The sequence below is a fragment of the Paenibacillus sp. LRG-1 genome (genome assembly GCF_057220305.1).
Genome location: NZ_CM170126.1, coordinates 747,218 through 762,752 on the forward strand (window position 1 = coordinate 747,218; position 15,535 = coordinate 762,752).

The 15,535-nt window shown below is 46.9% G+C and carries 12 protein-coding genes; 9 read left to right on the plus strand and 3 right to left on the minus strand.

Annotated elements, in window-relative coordinates:
• Window positions 1–126 precede the first annotated feature (126 nt).
• Complete coding sequence (locus tag ACUUJN_RS03340) at window positions 127–1,077, minus strand: macrolide 2'-phosphotransferase (protein WP_340859139.1); 951 nt, start codon at window positions 1,075–1,077, stop codon at window positions 127–129.
• A 333-nt stretch (window positions 1,078–1,410) separates the two neighbouring features.
• On the opposite strand from ACUUJN_RS03340, the gene ACUUJN_RS03345 reads away from it, so the two are divergent.
• Window positions 1,411–2,499: a site-2 protease family protein gene (locus tag ACUUJN_RS03345; protein WP_316243280.1), complete on the plus strand. Its 1,089-nt coding sequence runs from the start codon at window positions 1,411–1,413 to the stop codon at window positions 2,497–2,499.
• A gap of 160 nt (window positions 2,500–2,659) precedes the next feature.
• On the opposite strand, the gene ACUUJN_RS03350 is transcribed toward ACUUJN_RS03345, so the two are convergent.
• Complete coding sequence (locus tag ACUUJN_RS03350; protein WP_023986924.1) at window positions 2,660–3,574, minus strand: AraC family transcriptional regulator; 915 nt, start codon at window positions 3,572–3,574, stop codon at window positions 2,660–2,662.
• 174 nt (window positions 3,575–3,748) lie between these two features.
• On the opposite strand from ACUUJN_RS03350, the gene ACUUJN_RS03355 reads away from it, so the two are divergent.
• The 7 genes from ACUUJN_RS03355 to ACUUJN_RS03385 all read left to right on the plus strand — a co-directional run bounded on the left by ACUUJN_RS03355 (window position 3,749) and on the right by ACUUJN_RS03385 (window position 13,451).
• On the plus strand, window positions 3,749–5,143 hold the full coding sequence (locus ACUUJN_RS03355; RefSeq protein ID WP_023986925.1) for an MFS transporter: 1,395 nt from the start codon (window positions 3,749–3,751) through the stop codon (window positions 5,141–5,143).
• A gap of 57 nt (window positions 5,144–5,200) precedes the next feature.
• On the plus strand, window positions 5,201–7,207 hold the full coding sequence (locus tag ACUUJN_RS03360) for a beta-galactosidase (RefSeq protein WP_484669262.1): 2,007 nt from the start codon (window positions 5,201–5,203) through the stop codon (window positions 7,205–7,207).
• 133 nt (window positions 7,208–7,340) lie between these two features.
• Complete coding sequence (locus tag ACUUJN_RS03365; RefSeq protein WP_484669263.1) at window positions 7,341–9,140, plus strand: sensor histidine kinase; 1,800 nt, start codon at window positions 7,341–7,343, stop codon at window positions 9,138–9,140.
• Entirely contained in the window at window positions 9,137–10,204 is a 1,068-nt protein-coding gene (locus ACUUJN_RS03370; protein WP_069079771.1) for a response regulator transcription factor, read from the plus strand. The genes ACUUJN_RS03365 and ACUUJN_RS03370 overlap by 4 nt, the downstream gene beginning before the upstream one ends.
• Before the next feature lie 219 nt (window positions 10,205–10,423).
• A complete protein-coding gene (locus ACUUJN_RS03375) occupies window positions 10,424–11,704 on the plus strand; it encodes an ABC transporter substrate-binding protein (protein ID WP_023986929.1) in 1,281 nt (426 codons plus the stop codon).
• 38 nt (window positions 11,705–11,742) lie between these two features.
• On the plus strand, window positions 11,743–12,627 hold the full coding sequence (locus ACUUJN_RS03380; protein WP_023986930.1) for a carbohydrate ABC transporter permease: 885 nt from the start codon (window positions 11,743–11,745) through the stop codon (window positions 12,625–12,627).
• Window positions 12,624–13,451 carry a carbohydrate ABC transporter permease gene (locus tag ACUUJN_RS03385; RefSeq protein WP_013308681.1) on the plus strand — a complete coding sequence of 276 codons (828 nt, stop codon included), beginning with the start codon at window positions 12,624–12,626 and terminating at the stop codon, window positions 13,449–13,451. Before ACUUJN_RS03380 ends, ACUUJN_RS03385 begins: the two co-directional genes overlap by 4 nt.
• A gap of 235 nt (window positions 13,452–13,686) precedes the next feature.
• Here ACUUJN_RS03385 and ACUUJN_RS03390 read toward each other — a convergent pair whose 3' ends face one another.
• On the minus strand, window positions 13,687–14,085 hold the full coding sequence (locus ACUUJN_RS03390; RefSeq protein WP_484669264.1) for a hypothetical protein: 399 nt from the start codon (window positions 14,083–14,085) through the stop codon (window positions 13,687–13,689).
• 173 nt (window positions 14,086–14,258) lie between these two features.
• On the opposite strand from ACUUJN_RS03390, the gene ACUUJN_RS03395 reads away from it, so the two are divergent.
• On the plus strand, window positions 14,259–15,305 hold the full coding sequence (locus ACUUJN_RS03395) for a hypothetical protein (RefSeq protein ID WP_484669265.1): 1,047 nt from the start codon (window positions 14,259–14,261) through the stop codon (window positions 15,303–15,305).
• Window positions 15,306–15,535 lie beyond the last annotated feature (230 nt).

The following is a 15,535-nucleotide window of genomic DNA, read 5'->3' on the forward strand; positions in this document are numbered from 1 at the left end:
GATAACAGAACAGACAGGAGGATGGACACTTGGGCGCGAAACGTAACTTTACAAAAAAAGGAGAGCAGAAAAAAACAGGCCTTGGTCAGTCATTGAACCAAAGCCTGCCAGGTGGCTACAGCTATATTATATGTCGGGCAGTCCTTCTTCTTGCTCATGGACACCCAGCGCGTTACGTGCCATCTCCATATATTCATCTAGCCCGGATTTGAGGGCGAATTCGGCGATAAGCACAGGGTAAGCCGCGGTCAGTTCAACGATATGTTCGCTCATACGCGGCCATACACGTCCGCCTGCTGCCTCGTAAAGCTTCAATAAACGAGTAAGCTCTACTTCTCCGAACAAAGTATAGTAACTCGTAAAATCAATCGCCGGATCAGCTACTTCGGCCTCGGTCCAGTCCAGCATTCCAGTAACCTCTGTATTCGAAGAGACTAAAATATGGCCTGGGTGCAAATCACCGTGTACAAGTACGGAATATTCCGGCCAGTAGCTATCGTCTGTCAGCCAGGTTTGCCATCGTTGCCATAGCTCGCCAGATACACCAAAGACGCTCCTTATTTCCTTCATCCGCTGGTCCATCAATTGCCGAACTTCGTCGTGTTGCCTTACGCGGACACCGAAATTTGCTGCCTGTTGGTGATCCGTCCGGTGCAACGCGGCTAGGGCTTTAGCGAGCGAAGCAACGAATCTTTCCGTCAGAGCCTCAGGATTGATGAACCATACGTAGCTTTTGGTTTCCATATCAATGGTAGCGGCAGGAGTGCCCTCCAGTTGAGGGTAGGCGATGAACTCTGGACGATACACTTGCCAATCCGGTACCGCTACAGGAAGAGTATCCCGAATCAACTGAAGCACTTTGTGCTCGTAAGCGGCTGATTGGACCACATCTGTTCGTCGCGGTGTACGTAGAACCCAAGGGGTACCCTGAATGTCTTTGGCGAATAGTGCCCGGAAATCTAGCCCGGACTCGTTGAGCTCTAATCCTTCATGTAGTATGTGAAGCCCGTTGCTTTTGGCAAGGGCCAATATATCACTAACGTCTTTTGAGTTAGTCAAGGAACGCTTTTCAGTCATATGAAACACACCTCATTGTTCAGATTTAGTTTAAAAAAAGGTAACTTAAACAAGCCTCAACCTTCCATATAAAAAAACGGGTTGAGCTTCATTGAAAAGCCTATCCTTTTATCTGAGACGCATGTAGTGAGTACACATGAAAGAGCAAACCTCCTTTACAAAATAGGGCATCTAACCCAGCACCAATATAACATCCTACATTGGAGGATGTCTACAATACGAGGAATAATATAAATGGCTGCCCCAGTTCGCTTATCTGTGGGTTAGAGAAGTTTTTACAAGCTGCACATAGCAGGATACAATGGAAGTGTTAAAGAAAGGAGGCGGATACTTTTGCAAAATGAAGAGAAAAAGAACGATTCCAAATCCGGCTCATCCAAATGGTACCTTGGTAGTGCAGCAGCATTGCTTCTTCTGAAAGGTAAGTCGTTACTTGCCCTTTTAAAATTCAGTAAATTTGGCGGTGCGCTGATATCTATGGCGATAACGATTGGCACATATGCGATCATTTACCCGTGGGGATTTGCGGTCGGATTCGTGTTGCTGTTGTTTGTGCATGAGCTGGGACATGTATTGGCCGCCAAGCGCAAGGGGCTTCCCGTGTCAGCACCGTTATTTATTCCTTTTCTCGGCGCGCTGATCACAATGAAACGGCAACCTTTGGATGCGCAGACAGAGGCTTATGTAGCCATGGGCGGCCCGTTACTGGGGACGGTTGGGGCTATGGCGGTATACGCAGGAGCCTATGCAACAGACAGTCCCCTGTTGTATGCGCTCTCGTATGTCGGCTTTTTCCTGAACCTGATCAACCTGCTGCCGATTCATCCGCTCGACGGAGGACGGATTTCCACGGCAGTGACGCGTTGGCTGTGGCTGGTGGGCCTATTGGGTGGAATTGTAGTCGTAGTATATTTAAAATCCTTTTTATTTTTCTTGATATGGGCGTTCTTTGCCTACGATTTGTACAAAAAATATGTTAAACGCAATAAAGAGGAGGTTAAGGTCCAATCCTTTTTGCAAAAGCCGCTGGTGAACGTACAGCATCTGTATGAGCAAGGATATCCGCTGCCCGGACCGGAGCACACGCGCAGATTATCTTTTAATACCTACTCGGATTTGGAGGGGCAACAGTATTTGACGGTGTATATGGAAAGTCTGGATGTGGAACAGACGCTTCTGCTGCCACAGCAGTGTCTTGTCCAGCATGTATGGCTGAACGGTGTGGAACATATACCGACGCCGGATGCGTACCAGCTTAGATTGCTGTGTGGGATTGATTACATTCCGTTTGAAAATGATAAATATTACGAAGTACCCGCATCATCGCGCTGGAAATTCGGCATCGGTTACTTGGCTTTGGCCGTATTTCTGATGGGGATGATGTATGTGGTGCACCAGCATATAGGGGATATTAGGCTGTGATTCGAATAATGAGAGCTTAGTCAAGATTTTAGATCATTAAGGCAACGGTAGAGCTTATAGAAAATAGAGTCAAAAGAGCGCGACAACCGCAATATTCGGTGTCACGCTCTTTTTTTTGTATGAATAGCAGGGTGGAGCCCTTGCTATCCGTCCTTATATCTTAAATCCTTTGTGCATCAGTAATCGGCTTTAACGTCTGTCGGTATTTAAGTGGGCTGGTGCCTGTCCAGCGCTTGAACTGTCTGCTGAAATGAGCCAGACTGGAGTATCCAAGCAGGGAAGCTACCTTGTTGAGTGGCAGATTGGGCTGCTGGATCAGCACCTTAGCCTCATGTAGCTTGGTCTCCGATAGATAGTGACGTGGAGAATAGCCGTATACCTTGCGGAACACTTCCTGGGCGTAGCCAGGACTGATCCCGAGGGAAGCCGCCACATCTTCAAGGCGGAACGCTTGCTCGCCAGATTCATCTTCCCGATAAGGCTTAAACCTTGATTGAATGGCTTCCATGATGGCCTTGGCATATTGAACGGATGAAGGCGCAATTCTGGGCTCCAAACCGGTAGATATCATTTGCGAGAATATCCCGAATAGCTCAAATAAGGCAATTTGCATACGAAAACGGTCTGCTGTCGTATATTCTCCGCTTTCCTGCACCATGCCAATCCAGCTATGGACGACCTTTTGCAGCTTGGTATTCGTTTCAGTACCCGCTGGGAAAAAGAGCTGATTGCTCTTAATCATTTCCTGACGGAACAATGGATCATCGACATTAAAATGAGAGCTAAAATAGTACATGCCGTTTGGGGAAACACACTGACTCACATGCTTGAAGCCAGGCGGAATGATTAAAATATCACCCTCCCCAACCGAATATACGTTATTTTCCATAATCGTTTCCTGACGACCTTCTAAAATAAGTGCAATTTCAAAACCGATATGAGATTCCTCAGGCATGCACCAATCCGCTTTGACCCGGTGAATATGGGCGCCAAAAAATTTCACATTCCAGTCAATAATGGGCAGCCATCGGCAATCATGGAATAGAGCTGGATCAACATCAGGATTTAATATCATCAGATCACCTTCGATTAGGGCAAATTTTACACCGCTTAGACAATCTCATTGTATCTAACATTTAACTATAATAAAAGAGCGTTTACAAATGCTATAGTATAAGCTTTTACATAAAAGAAAGCGCTTATATGTAGATTTTTTGAAAGCGATGCCATATTGTAATCAGGAGGAGCTATGGAAACAACATCGAAAGAACGTGTATCGTATTACGTTTACTTTTTGGGGAGCAACGCAATTCTCTGTCTGGTCGCCTCTTTTGCGATGCTATTTTATACGGATTATGTTGGCATATCTGTTTCTATTATCGGTACTTTATTCGTACTAGCCCGTATATGGGATGCACTTAGTGCTCCGATCTTCGGCGTGATCATTGACCGGGCCAATCTGAAGGGCGGCTTGTTCAAACCGTGGACGAATCTGGCTTCCATCATTTTGCCGATCCTTACTGTACTTATTTTTCTCGTTCCTAATGATGCGTCGCTTACCGCCAAGGTGATTTATATCGCCGTCACGTATCTGGCATGGGAAATGTGTTATACGATCAGTGATGCGCCTGGCTTTGGGTTGGCTACACTGATGACGAAAAATACGCATGAACGTGATCTGTTAATGTCCAGAGGCCGGACGATGGTCTTCTTGGGTTTTATGGTCATCTCCTCATCTTCGGTAGCTGTGGCCAATCAGATATCATGGCCAATTTTGGCACTGATTGTTGCCATAGCGGGTTTGATACTCATGAACTTTACTCGCTTTAATGTCAAAGAACGGTATTCCAACAAGGCGGAGAAGGTTACGCTCAAGCAAATTATGACGTATCCATTGCAAAACAAGCAGCTTTTATTTTACCTGATGTCGTTTATGATGCTGTCTATGACCAATCTGCAAGGGATTGTCGTCAGTTACTTTGCCTTATACAACCTGAAAAATCCTATTTATATTTCCATTCTCATGTTCATTTCCTTGGGTGTGCAGCTGCTCACTGCGTTGATTTTACCACCAATTATTAAAAGATTCGGCAAGTGGAAAGTGAATGTCGTCAGCTTGATTGGATTGTTTACTACGGGCTTATCTTTATTTGTAATCGGTTACAGTAACCCCGTTGTCGTATGTGTATTCGCGGTTCTTTTCGGTTTGTTCAGCTCTGCACCACAGCTCATGGTACCGATGTTTACGGCCGATTGTGTGGAATATGGCGCATTCAAAAAAGGCGTACGTGCCAGTGGTACCGCTTTTGCTACCCAAACGTTTGCAGGAAAACTGGGGGGAGCGGCAGCCAGTGGAATCGTCGCTTATGCGCTTGCCTTTGCAGGCTATGTCCCGAATGTACCGCAGACCGGACAGGTTCTCACATGGATATTCGCGCTCTATGCAGTAGTACCTGGAGTGGGGGCCTTAATTACGGCAGGTCTGTTTGCATGGCTGTACAAGATTAAAGAAAAAGACGTAGAAGGCTGGCTGGCAAGTGCGAAAAAAAATCTACAACAGGCAGATTCTGCGAAGCAGGGTGTAGCCGACAAGACGATATCCGTTCCATCCCTGAAAAAACCGCATAACAGCCACGGTGTTTGAAAATAACCTTATATAGCTCCACATACCCTATTACGAACCTAATTGGAGGACGACTTGATGAAAAAACTACTGTACGGTGTTGCCTATTATGATGAGTATATGCCATATGACCGTTTGGACCAGGATATCCAAATGATGAAGGATGCGGGCATCAACGTGGTGCGGATTGCCGAATCCACTTGGAGTACGCATGAACCGCAAAACGGCGTGTTTGATTTTACCTCTGTGGATCGGGTGCTGGACGCCATGCATAAGGCGGGCATCGAAGTCATTGTGGGGACGCCCACCTATGCCGTACCCACATGGCTAGTGAAGGAGCATCCTGATGTATTGGCAACAACGCCTCAAGGTCCGGGCAAATATGGAGCTCGCCAGATTATGGACATTACGAACCCGGTGTACCTGTTCCATGCTGAGCGAATCATACGCAAGCTGATCGGACGGGTGAGTCAGCATCCGGCGGTCATTGGCTTTCAGACGGATAACGAGACCAAGCATTACCACACGAGTGGGCCCAATGTGCAATTGCAATTTGTAAATTATTTGCGGGAGCGGTTCGAATCGCTGGAGGAGCTAAACCGCAAATTTGGTCTGGACTACTGGAGTAATCGCATCAATAGCTGGGAGGACTTTCCTTCGGTGGTCGGAACGATTAATGGAAGTTTGGGTGCAGCCTTTTCCCAATTCCAGCGCAAGCTGGTGACGGATTTCCTGGCATGGCAGGTCGCGCTGGTGAATGAATATAAGCGGGAAGACCAATTTGTTACGCAAAACTTTGATTTTGAATGGAGAGGTCATTCCTTTGGTGTTCAGCCAGACGTGGATCACTTTGCGGCATCGCAAGCCTTTGATGTGACTGGGGTGGATATTTACCATCCATCACAGGATGATCTGACCGGAATTGAAATTTCCTTCGGTGGCGATGTAGCGCGTTCGACGAAAAATAACAACTATCTAGTGCTGGAAACGGAAGCGCAGGCTTTTACCCACTGGGTTCCCTATCCGGGGCAATTGCGTCTGCAAGCGTTCAGCCATCTGGCTTCTGGAGCCAATATGGTGGCATACTGGCACTGGCATTCCATCCATAATTCCTTCGAAACCTACTGGAAGGGTCTGCTCAGCCATGATTTTGAACCGAATCCTGTGTATGAGGAAGCACAGACCATAGGGAAGGATTTTGCAAGATTGTCTCCGCATTTGGTCAACCTGAAAAAGAAAAATAAAACGGCGATTCTGGTCAGCAACGAAGCATTGACGTCGATTGACTGGTTTAAATTTAATATGAGCAGCCCGTTGAATTACAATGACATCGTACGCCGTTTGTATGACGAGTTGTATAAACTGAATATCGGGACGGATATTGTTCATCCAGGTACAGAATCGTTTGACGACTATGATCTCTTGATCGTCCCGGTCCTCTATTCTGCCCCAGACGCACTACTGGAGAAGCTGAACCGATATGTGGAGAAAGGTGGTCATATAGTATACACATTCCGAAGCGGATTTACTGACGAGCATGTGCAGGTGAGAACGTCCCGGCAGCCGGGCGTGATTAGCGAAGCCTGCGGCATTCATTACAGCTTGTTCGTGGAGCCGAAGAAGGTGACGCTCAAAAATAATCCTTTTGAGGTGGCACCAGAGGACAATCAGGTAGATACGTGGATGGAGCTGATTACCCCGACGACCGCCGAAGTGTTGGCCTATTACGATCACCCGCATTGGGGAAAATATGCCGCGATTACGCAAAACCGCTATGGTCAGGGAACAGCGACCTACATCGGCTGTATCGTCAGCCCGGCGGTCATCCGCGAACTATTCAGCTCTGTAGCCAAAAAGGCGGGAGTATGGGGAGTGGATCAGGAAACGTCTTATCCGATCATTGTTAAATCCGGCACGAATGAGCTGGGACGGACAATCCGGTACTATTTTAACTATTCCGAACAAGCAGGCTCAGTGGTATATCCACATGGAGACGGCAAGGAGTTAATCGGGGGGCGTACAGTTATCCAAGGACAAACGCTTCCATTAGAGCCTTGGGGTGTTATAATTATCGAAGAAGCGTAAATGATGAATAATGAGCTGAAACCAACTTACGAATAATATCATATAGGTATTCTCCGGGAGTATCCGGTAAATGAAGCGCCCCTGCGAATTGCGGGGCGTTTTCGCATATAGCTGAGTAGAGGAGTGCATCGCTATGCCAACCCGAGCAGTCCGCTGGTTCCGTGCGCTGACGGCCCCGTATCGACGCAGCATTCAGCTTAAGCTGATCTTGACGATGATTGTTCTATCTGTGCTGCCGGTCATTGCTGTCACGGTGCTGGCTGCGGAAAAAAGTAGAGCTTCCATGGAAACTGAAGTGGTAGAGACGAACATGTCCAATATGAAATGGACGGGGATCTATATCAGCGACCAGCTAGATCGTCTGAATCATCTGATTTACAGCATTCAGATCAGCCCTGATCTGAGCGATTATTTGAATGAGCGCGAGCCTGACAATCTTTCGAGCCAATTTAATGCCCAGCGAAAAATGCTGAATACGATGGCGAATGTGTATTATTCGGCCGGAAGTCATGTGATCGGCATCCAGCTTTATTTGAAGCAATCGCAGACCCTGTTTACCTTTAATAGCATGCAAAATGAAATTACGACAGTGAGCGGTATTCCCCCACAGTATGCCGAGATGTGGCAAGCGAATAAGGATTATTCGATTCGCCCAAGCTCTGCTGACCCGGAACGCTTTACTTTGACGCGCAGTATTCGGCGTTTTGAAGACCAGAAGCAGACGGGGGCTATTTCATTGGATGTATTGTGGTCGCAATTCGATCAGACGCTGGGCCTGCTGGGACGAGGGGATCAGCATCAGGTGCTAATTACAGATGCGGATGGCAGGGTCATGTATCCAGCACAGGCTCGGCAGTCGCCTCCACCTGCAGGTGTGCTGACAGCTCTTCGTGACGTTAAGCCAGGCCCTGGAGTGATTCAAACTGCTGAACATTATGTGTTCTATAATGATCTGGATGTAGTTGGGCTAAAGCTGGTCAAAATCGTACCCACTTCCTCCATTAACCACAGTGCCTTTTCAACCATGCTGTATGGTATTATCGTAGGCGTGATTTCAATCCTGGTTTCCATCTGCATTGCCGTTTTCATCGCATGGCGGACTGCACGTCCGATTGTTCATTTGGCGCGTTCCGTACAGGAGCTGGATATGATCAAAGGACCGATTGGACAGCCAAGTACACGCCCGGATGAGATTGGGCTGCTGGAAAGAAGTCTGCATGGGATGGCAGGCCGAATTCGCGAGCATATTCAGGCGGAATACAGTATAAATTTGCAAAAAAAGACGGCTGAATTGAAAGCGCTCCAAGCGCAGATTCATCCACATTTTCTGCAAAATACGCTGCAAATGATCGGAAGTATGGTATTTTCTCAAAAGCCGGAGGACACCTATGAAGTCATTCGGTCGCTGAGTGAGATGTTCCGTTACGTGGTACGGGAACCTCAGGATTTGGCCTCTTTACGCGCAGAGCTCGACCATGTGGGACACTATATGCGCATCCAGCAACGACGATTTCCACAAAGATTGGTGTTCCAGGTGGAGACGGAAGAACAGGCGATGGATATTCGACTGCCTAAGCTATCGCTTCAGCCATTGTTGGAAAATGCTTTTCAGCACGGTCTTGATCGAAAGGCGGGGGCATGGCAAATAGGGATTCGGGTGGAGATTATGAAACAAGATGTGTGTATTACGGTTTGCGATAATGGAAACGGCATGGCCCCGGACAAGCTGGAAAAACTACGGGCAAAGCTGGAAAACGCGTCGGAGGAACCGATCTGGGCGCAGGGTAGTCATATCGGATTGAGCAATGTGTCTTCACGCATACGGATGAATTTTGGAGTGCACTACGGAGTGACGATAGATAGTGAGCAGGGAGTCGGTACACGTGTCACCATCCGCATTCCATTCACCTCAGCAGAGGAGGGAAAAGTATGATCAGAGTATTAATTGTGGACGATGAGCCGTGGAACCGCGATATTCTGAAGACATTTGGCACATGGGAAAAACTTGGAATGTTGGTAGTGGGTGAGGCTGAAGACGGGGACGAGGCGTTCAGGCTGGTCGGAGAGTTAGCCCCCCATATTGTGATTACTGATATGCGCATGCCGGGTGCGGACGGAGTGGAGTTGCTGCAAGCACTAAATAACCATTGTCCTGATGTGAAAATCATTGTCGTGAGTGGATATGATGACTTTGCGTATGCCAAACATGCCATCCGTTATAAGGCCGTCGATTATTTGTTAAAGCCAGTCAATCCTGCAGAGCTGAATGCAGTGCTACTCAAATGCAAAAACGATCTGGAGGTCAAGGTGGCTGAACAGCAGCAAGAAGCGACAGAGCTGGATTATGAGTTTTTTCACAGGTTGACCCGGTATAAGCAACTGCTGCGTCTTTATTTTAATGAGCTGAACTGTGACGGGGTGAACTTAACCTGCAGGCAGGTTATGCAGGAGCTGGAGAGTTATGGAGCACCAAGTCCACATATGCTAGGCAGGCTGGTGCAGGAGCTTCTTTCCCTGCTGAAAGAGCTCGCAGCGGATAATGGGCTGGATAATTCTACGACAAAGGTAGGATTTCCACTGCCGCAGGATGCCGTGTCCTCTGTAGAACATGCGCTGGAATTCGTATCGTCGTGCTATGTTCAGGAACTGGATCAGCTCATTCGGCAGCGGAAATACAAAAACAAGCTGAATTTAGAAGAGGTACGGCGATATATCGATAGTCACTTTGCTGGGCCGATTACACTGGAGCAGTTGGCGAAAAACTTTTTTGTGAGCAAAGAGTATATGAGCAAGGTATTTAAGCAGGAGTATGGTCAAAATGTAACGGACTACATCGTAGAGCGAAGAATGGAAAAGGCGCGGGAATGGCTGGCCAATAAACAGATTTCAATTAAAGCAGTTGCGGAGATGGCAGGATATGAGGATGTGTCTTATTTCTATCGGGTATTTAAAAAGCATTTTGGCATGGCACCCGGTGAAATGAGGAAGGAAGTTTAAAAAAGTCCAATTCAATAAGCTAAGGGTGTCCAATGGCAGAAGTGACCTCCCACTCTATAATGAAAGCGTATACAAAACAAGCAGTACAAAGGAATTTGGCCTTTATGAAGTCCGCACAGAGCTGAATAGAGGTTGATGACCGGCGGCATAGCTGCTTTGAATAACAGCTGATTTGCCGATGGGTAACAGTTATTTTCAAAATAGGGGAGGTCATTTTTCATGAAAGTGTGGAAAGGTGTATTGAGCACGATGCTGGTTGGCACGTTATTGGCCGGGTGTGGAGCGAATTCTTCAGGCAGTGACAGCAGCGGTTCCGGTGGAGACGGCAAAACGGTGAATCTCAAAATGTTTATTGCTCAGCCCCGTTTGAAGGAGCACTACGATAAATACATTAATGCGTTCGTAGCGAAAGAGAAGAAAGATAAAAATATCGACGTTACGGTCCAACTGGAGATGCCGCCTGCTGACAACGCCGCACAAATTTTGAAGACAAGACTCGCATCCAACGATGCGCCGGACGTATTTGCATTGCACGCGGTGAATGAAATTCCTCCGTTTTATAAAGCGGGCTATTTGGAGGATTTGTCCGGTCAGCCTTTTGTTAACAAATTGATGGATAGTGTGAAGCCTTCGGTGACAACCAAAGACGGAAAGGTCGTAGCGGTTCCCTTGGAAACGATCTCATGGGGCTACTTGTACAATAAAAAGATATTTAAGGATTTGGATTTGCAGCCGCCGGGAACGTTGACCGAAATGAAGGCTGTGGTCGAGAAGCTGAAAGCGAATAATGTGAAACCGTTCCTGTTGTCCTACAAGGAATCCTGGATTCCACAGCTGTTTGTGCCACTTACGGCAGGTGCAATGATGAACACACAGAATAAGGATTTTATCGACCGGATGAATCAGGATAAAGGCTCTTTTTCCGAAATGAAGAGCATGTTCGATATTATTGATCTGGTGAATAGCAACGGTACTGACAAGGCGCTGGAAATCGGCGGGGATGATGGATCGGCTGCGTTTGCCTCGGGTAAAGCGGCGATGTGGATTCAAGGGCCGTGGTTTGCGGAAACGATTTTAAAATCGGATCCGAAGATGGATTTTGGGGTAGCACCGCTGCCGATCAATGACGATTCCAATGCGACATTGATTAATTTGTCCACTTCGACTTCGCTGGCTGTATCCTCTACAAGCAAGAATAAGGAGGTTGCGCTCGATTTTGTTAACTATGTGCTGGATGACAAGGATTCTAGCGCGTTCTATGAAGCATTGAAATTTAACCCGATCTCCAAAGTGCATACGTTTAAAAGCTATCCTTGGGTTAATGACGCTACCGAATACGTGAAAGCAGGCAAGTCGTACCAAGATCCATCTATCCCGCAAGCGGTTAAGGACGAGGCAGGCAAATCACTACAATCCTATTATGCTGGTCAGCTCTCGCAGGATGACGTAATTAAGGCGCTGGATAAGGCATGGAAATCGTATAACAAAGTGAACAAGTAACGGTAACCTACAGAATTACACCGGGAGGGAGAGACTCCATGCCTTTTAAAATCTATAAAAAATACGTCATGTTACTGGCGTTTACAGCCCCGGCGCTGATCTTTTATGCTATCTTCCTGCTCATTCCAACGATCAGCGGCATGTACTACAGCTTTACAGACTGGAACGGATTGAATCCTAATTACAGCTTTATCGGCTTGGGGAACTTTGTGGAATCGTTGAAGGAAGACCCCGATTTTCTCAATTCCCTTTGGTTTACCCTTAAATACGTATTGGTCATGATTGTGCTGCAAAATGTACTGGCACTGGCACTGGCAGTGTTGATTGAGTCGCGTACACGTACCAAAGGATTTTTTCGGACGATATTTTTTATGCCCAATATGATCAGTACCATTATTAGCGCATTTATGTGGACCTTCGTTTTTTCTTCCGTGCTGCCACAGATCGCCGAAAAGACGGCTATCGCCTTTTTGGGCCAATCGTGGCTGGGCGATCCGAAAGTATCTTTCTTCTCAATTATTATCGTGTCGCTCTGGAATGGTGTAGGTTATATGATGATCATCTATCTGGCTGCGCTTCAAGGTGTACCACAAAGCTTGAAGGAGGCTGCTATTATTGACGGGGCGAACGCATTTCAGACATTGCGAAGCGTAACGATGCCAATGATTACTCATGCGATTACGATCTGTTTCTTCCTGACGCTGAATGGTGCCTTCAAGGTGTATGAGGTCGTATACGGACTGACTGGCGGGGGGCCGGGGCGCAGTACACAGGTGATTACGATGAACATTTATGAGGAGGCGTTCTCCAACAACTTCCGTTATGGTTATGCGAGCGCCAAATCCGTTATTTTGTTCGCAATCGTTCTCATTTTCACCCTGATTCAGCTGCGTGTCATGAAGAAGAGGGAGGTGGAGGCATGAGGCTGAAGAAAGCCAATTCCTTGTTGATTACGCTGATTCTGTGCGTGGGCGCAGTCGTGTCCTTCTTCCCAATCTACATGGCGGTAATTAACTCGTTTAAAACACAGGGTGAGATGTTTGCATCCTTTACGGCGCTGCCGACGAAGCTTCACTTTGAAAATTACAGTCAGGCTTTTCATCAGACTCATTTGCTGAACAGCGCTCTTAATTCCACGATTATTTCTTTTATCGGCATTGGTGGCATTGTGATCTGTTCGGCACTGGCAGGCTACAAGCTGTCTCGTACACAGGGGAAATTGAGTAGTGCGATTTTCTTCCTGTTTGTCGCATCGATGCTGGTGCCGTTTCACTCTATTATGATACCGCTTACGCGAATGGCAAAAGATTTGTCCGTTCAGGGCAGTACGTACGGCTTGGCCCTGATCTATATCGGCTTGGGTGTGAATATGGCGATCTTTTTGTATCATGGATTCGTCAAATCCATCCCACGTGAGCTAGAAGAATCCGCGCAAATGGACGGCTGTAATGAGTTCCAAACGTTCTTTCGCATTATATTTCCATTGCTGCTACCAATCACAGTTACCATTGCGATTTTGGATTTTCTGTGGATTTGGAACGACTTTTTGCTTCCATTGTTAATGCTGACGGATGTGAACCATTACACCCTGATTCTCTCGACCAATATGCTGTTTGGAGAGTACAACAAGGATTGGTCGCTTATTCTGGCCGCACTTGTGCTGACCTCCATCCCGGTTATCCTGATCTACGCCTTCTTTCAGAAATTCATCATGGAGGGCATTGCGGAGGGAGCGGTTAAGGGATAACTGGAGACGGCGGGCAGTCAGATGGTACTTCCCATCGCCCTCACAACATAAAGATCAAAGCCTTCCTATAAACAAGGAAGGCTTTTGTTTTGGAACAACTGTACACCCAACTTTCACTTCGAGAAAATGCTGATAATAAGCATTTTGCATAAATCCAAAGAGCGTTTTCAAATCAGTAATATATAGATCGAAACGCTTTAGTTCGTCTATATATTGTACTTACGAGCGTTGGAAATCAATTATGCAAAATACTGATAATAAAAAATAAAAGCGAAATGATGATCAAAAATAGATATATACTAGAAATCCGTTTTCCGATTGTAGCTCCAAACTCCTTAGGATTTTTATATCCAATGATTAAACTGGGAATAAAAAAAATACTGGATAGAAAAATGGTGTAGTGAAACCTAGTATTATCAACACTGTTAGACCAGGCGGGCAATCCTAAAAAGGAAAGCAACTGGTCTCCCAATATGTAATTACCAAATTCGAAAGAAACAGCCATACCAAGAAGAGATAAAAGCAGTGAAAGTGATCCCCAGCCTATTTTTTTTCTGTTTTTTCTCAACAATTCAAAGATAATCAGTAAAATTACAATTGCTTGTATGCTGTATGTCAACATGATTGAAAACATAAAGTACCTCCTTGAACACCAGAATCAAATGATAAGATGTCAATTTCGGAAATGAGTATACCATTTTTTGGAATGTTTTCATATGCCTTTCAATACAGCGATCGTATGATCAAATGGAACGCGAAGCGGCCTTAGCCATACAATATTTCATCTGAATGTAAAAGGAGATGATTATGTTGGCTACCTTCTCGGCCGCGCTTCAAGTGAAAAAGCGGATGGCCAAGCGAGTTTTAAAAATGTCCGGTGTCCACGGCATTGGCGTTGGGTACAGGGACCCTGCTCATCCCAAAAGAGGAGCCGCTGTCATTGTGTACACGGACCGTTTAGCGTCGGCCTCTACTGGACTCCTGTCGGCCACCGCATTAGGAAAGAAAACGAACGTTCCAGTCCGAATTGTAAAGACTGGAAAGATCAGAGCCAATGCCACGGACTACAAAGTGCGCATACGCCCGGTCATCGCCGGCTACAGTGTCGGGAAGATTGAAGGCTCCGGTTCAACCGGACTCATCGTTGCCCCAACTGGAGCGCCGGCGACACGTTATCTTTTTAGCAATAACCATGTCCTCAATCCCTCCAATACAGACAATCGAGAGGCTACAATTCAGCCAGGCGGAGCCGATGGGGGGACGGTTGCCCAGGATCGTATAGGACGGCTTTATCGTTACGTACGCTTGAATCCCACCGGAACGAACCTGATTGATGCGGCGCTTTCGCTTCCGACCCGTAACAACTTGCTCAATCCGCGTTATGCTACAGTAGGAGCGATTCCGGGTCATGTGACCGCTTATCGCATAGGGGAAAGATTGAAGAAGGTAGGGCGTACGACCGGGCGGGTCAATGGCACGGTAGAGTCCGTCTATACGGACTTGCAAATCAATTATGGTGGAGAGTTGGGCTTACTGACCTTCGAAGATCAGACGGTTATTAGAGGTACGACTCCCGTATCACTACCTGGGGATTCCGGCTCTGTATGGCTCAGACAGTCAGATAATTATGCAGCTGCGGTCAACTATGCAGGCACGGCAGATGGTCGCTTATCCATAGCCTTTCCGGTGCAGTGGGCCATGCAGGTATTCAACACACGGGTAGCCCGCCCCAACGGGGCAGGCAGGGTGCTCAGGGTAGATACAGGATCTTCCCCTCGCTCTTATACTAGGCAGCTCACCAGTGAGGAACTGGTTCGCCTAAGACCAAGGACGACACGCATTAGACGGAGCTAAACGCCCTCCAGATGGAAAAGTTGCCGCTGATCGTCCCGGTAAGGCGGTCGCTTTAAATGCTTTCCATAGGGTGGCTCGCTCGGAAGCATCATCTCCCCGGATTTCTTCCCTGATTACAGACTTAACTTAAGAAATCCGGGGGTAGAGCTAATATAAGCAAGAATCATTCACGATACCAATCATTTACGACGCAAATGATTCACAGTACAAATCATTCACAATCTAAAACG